3 protein-coding genes are annotated in these 3,580 nt (G+C 71.7%); 1 reads left to right on the top strand and 2 read right to left on the bottom strand.

Annotated elements, in window-relative coordinates; genetic code table 11:
- Both ubiB and ubiE read right to left on the bottom strand, forming a co-directional pair.
- Nucleotides 1–1,394 (bottom strand): 2-polyprenylphenol 6-hydroxylase (ubiB, locus tag FV222_RS20280; protein WP_147815491.1); only part of this gene is annotated, 1,394 nt, incomplete at its 3' end.
- Nucleotides 1,395–1,419: 25 nt separating this feature from the next.
- On the bottom strand, nt 1,420–2,193 hold the full coding sequence (ubiE, locus tag FV222_RS20285; RefSeq protein WP_147815493.1) for a bifunctional demethylmenaquinone methyltransferase/2-methoxy-6-polyprenyl-1,4-benzoquinol methylase UbiE: 774 nt from the start codon (nt 2,191–2,193) through the stop codon (nt 1,420–1,422).
- Between the two features lie 193 nt (nt 2,194–2,386).
- On the opposite strand from ubiE, the gene mutM reads away from it, so the two are divergent.
- Nucleotides 2,387–3,298 carry a bifunctional DNA-formamidopyrimidine glycosylase/DNA-(apurinic or apyrimidinic site) lyase gene (gene mutM / locus FV222_RS20290; RefSeq protein WP_147815492.1) on the top strand — a complete coding sequence of 304 codons (912 nt, stop codon included), beginning with the start codon at nt 2,387–2,389 and terminating at the stop codon, nt 3,296–3,298.
- The last annotated feature ends 282 nt before the right edge of the window (nt 3,299–3,580 follow it).

Raw genomic sequence — 3,580 nt, forward strand, 5'->3', positions numbered from 1 at the left:
AGCTCGGGCACGTCGGCGACGACGTCGGCGAGGGTGCGCGCGGCGTGAGCCGCCCCTTCGAGACGCCCGACCGGGCCGAGGTTGCGGGTGATCCAGCTGCGGACCACCGGCTCGGCGGAGGTCCACATGTCGAGCTTGGGATCGAGGCTGCGGGCGACGCCCTCGACCACGACCATGGTCTTCTGCAGCATCACCAGCTCGGTCCGGGTGCTCATGTCGAACAGGGCGGTGATGTCGAACAGAAGCGTCAGCACCTTCGCCATCGAGATCTCGTCGGCGCGGCGCTGGTGGATCGGCTCGCCGATGGCGCGGATCGCCTGCGCGAAGTCGTCGACCGAGTGGTGGGCCGGCACGTAGCCCGCCTCGAAATGCACCTGCGCGACGCGCGTGTAGTCGCGCATGATGAAGCCGAGCAGGATCTCGGCGAGGAACCGCCGCTCCTTGCGCCCGAGCCGGCCCATGATGCCGAAATCCACCGCCACGAGCTTGCCGGCGGCGTCCACGAACAGGTTCCCCTGGTGCATGTCGGCGTGGAAGAACCCGTCGCGGATCGCCTGGCGCAGGAAGCTCTGGATCACGGTCCGGCCGATCGCGTGCGGGTCGTGGCCGGCGGCCTGGAGCGCGGCGGCGCTGTGCAGGCGAGTGCCCTCGATCCACTCGCAGGTCAGCACGTCGCGGGCGATCAGCTCCCATTCGGGCAGCGGAACCCGGAAGTCTTCATCGTCGGCCGTGTTCTGCGCCAGCTCGGAGGCGGCGGCGGCCTCGAGCCGGAAGTCCATCTCCATGGTCACGGAGCGGGCGAGGATCTCGACCACGTCGCGGGGTCGCAGGCGCTCGGCCTCGGGCGAAAGCACGTGGACGATGCGGGCGAGGAGGCGCATCACCTCGACGTCGCGCTGGAAGCGCTCGCGCACGCCCGGCCGCATGATCTTGACGGCGAGGTTGCGCTGGGTGCCGTCGGCATCCTGCACCACCGCCTTGTGGACCTGCGCGATCGAGGCCGCGGCCACCGGCTCGCCGAAGGCGACGAACAGGGTGGAGATCGGCCGGCCGAAGGCCGCCTCGACCACCTTGACGGCCACCGCCTGCGGGAACGGCGGCACCCGGTCCTGAAGCATCTCGAGGTCGCGCGCCGCCGCCATCCCGACGATGTCGGGGCGGGTGGCGAGGAACTGCCCGAACTTCACGTAGGACGGCCCGAGCCGGGTCAGCCCGGCTGAGAGCCGCGCCGCCCCGGAGCCGAGGCCCGGCCGCTCCAGCATCCGGACCAGCCGGAGGCCGAGGCGCGGGAGCGGCGGCAGCTCGGAGGCGTCGACGAGTGCCAGCGCGCCCTCGCGAGCCAGCACGAAGCCGACGCGGGCCCCGCGGGCGAGGTTGACGGCGGCGCCGATCATCGCGCCGTCCGGCGGCTCGGATTGGTCACGAGACCTTCCAGGCGGAATGGATCGCGACGATGCCGCCCGAGAGCGGCCGGTGGGTGACGTGGCGGAAGCCGGCCTGCTCGATCATCCCGGCGAACAGCCCAGGGGAGGGGAACTTGCGGATCGATTCCACGAGGTAGCGGTAGGATTCTGCGTCGCCCGCCACCCGCGCACCGAGGCGCGGGATCACGTGGAAGGAGTAGGCGTCGTAGATCTTGTCGAGCACCGGCAGATCGACCTTGGAGAATTCCAGGCACAGGAAGCGGCCGCCGGGCTTCAGCACGCGGCGGGCTTCCTGCAGGGCCAGCTCGATCCGCGGCACGTTCCGGATGCCGAAGGCGATGGTGTAGGCGTCGAAGGTCGCGTCGGGCAGGGGCAGCGTCTCGGCGTTGCCGGTGACGAAGTCGATGCGGCCGTCGAAGCGCGCGCCGGCGCGCTCGGCGCCGACCCGCAGCATCGCCTCGTTGATGTCGAGCACGGTGACCGAGGTCTGCGGGCCGCCGGCCTCCAGGACGCGGAAGGCCACGTCGCCGGTGCCGCCGGCCACGTCGAGATGGCGGAAGGGCCGCGTGCGCGAGGGGCGCAGCATCGCGATGGCCTGCGCCTTCCAGGCCCGGTGCAGGCCGCCGGACATCAGGTCGTTCATCAGGTCGTAGCGCTTGGCGACCGAGCGGAACACGTCGTCGACGCGCGCCTGCTTCTCGGCCAAAGCCACCCGCTCGAAGCCGAAATCGGTTTCCTGCGCGCCCGTCTTCCCGTCCGCCACCGTCATGAAGTCCTGCCCGTCTGCGCCCTCGCGCCTCATAGCGAAGCCGGACGCGATCCGCCATGCGTCGTAAGACGCGGAGCAGTGAACGGTCGCAGGGCGCGCTCCCAGAGGCCGGGCGCCCGGGATTGCGATGGCAGCGCCCCGGGCCGATATCCGGCTTTCGCGATCCGATGCGCCGAGGGACATCCACAGGACCATGCCGGAGCTTCCAGAAGTCGAGACGGTGCGGCGCGGCCTCGCGCCGGCGATGGTCGGGGCCACCTTCAGCCGCGTCACCCTGCGCCGGCCGAACCTACGCTTCCCGTTCCCCGATGACTTCTCCGCCCGCCTGGAGGGCCGCCGCGTCACCAGCCTTGCGCGGCGGGCGAAGTACCTCACCGCCGGACTCGACTCGGGCGAGACGCTGATCATGCACCTCGGCATGAGCGGGCGCTTCGACGTGGCGATGCCCGACGGCAGCAACACCTCGCCCGGCGACTTCTACCTCGACGGGGCGCTGGGTACGCCCAAGCACGACCACGTCGTGATGGCGATGGGGAACGGCGCCACCGTGACCTACAACGACGCCCGCCGCTTCGGCTTCATGGACCTCGTGCCCACCGACACGCTCGCCGCGTGCCGGCACTTCGCGGCCATGGGCATCGAGCCCCTGAGCGCCGAGCTGACCGGGGCGACCATCGCGCGCCTGTTCCGCCACAAGATCACGCCGCTGAAAGCCGCGCTCCTCGACCAGCGCCTGATCGCGGGCTTGGGCAACATCTATGTCTGCGAGGCTCTGCACCGGGCCGGCCTCCACCCCGAGGCCGCCGCGGGTACGCTCGCCAAGGCCGACGGCGGGCCGACGCCGAAGGCGCGGCTGCTGGCCAAGGTGATCGGCGAGGTGCTGACCGAGGCGGTCGCGGCGGGCGGCTCGACCCTTCGCGACTACGCTCACACCGACGGCACGTCGGGCGCCTTCCAGCAGGCGTTCCGGGTCTACGACCGCGTCGGCGGGGCCTGCCGCACCAAGGGCTGCGGCGGGACGGTCGGCCGGATCGTGCAATCCGGCCGCTCGACCTTCTTCTGCGCGACGTGCCAGCCGGCGTCGGCGCGGGCGATTCCGCGCTGACGGGGGCGACCCGCCTCGTCGCAGCCGGCCGGGTGCGGCGCGCAATGGCAATTTCGCCACAAACCGGCGTAGTTTCCGGTAGCTTGCGGCGATCCCTCGCGGTCGCCGCCCCGTCGCGCATGCGCGCCCGGCCGAACTCCCCGTCGCCGGCGCGAGCCCGAGCAGGATCCCGATGTTCTTCCGTCGACGCCAGACGCACGTGCCGCCGCAGCCGCTCGCCTACGACGAGCCGGCCCAGCCTCAGCGCCTTTCCCCCCGCTCGCCCAACGAGGCGATCAAGCC

Origin of the sequence: Methylobacterium sp. WL103, from assembly GCF_008039885.1 — a bacterium.
Classification (GTDB): domain Bacteria; phylum Pseudomonadota; class Alphaproteobacteria; order Rhizobiales; family Beijerinckiaceae; genus Methylobacterium; species Methylobacterium cerastii.

Coding starts and splice junctions, on each gene's coding strand:
- ubiE (WP_147815493.1), bottom strand. CDS start 2,193: ATGACGGTGGCGGACGGGAAGACGGGCGCGCAGGAAACCGATTTCGGC.
- mutM (WP_147815492.1), top strand. CDS start 2,387: ATGCCGGAGCTTCCAGAAGTCGAGACGGTGCGGCGCGGCCTCGCGCCG.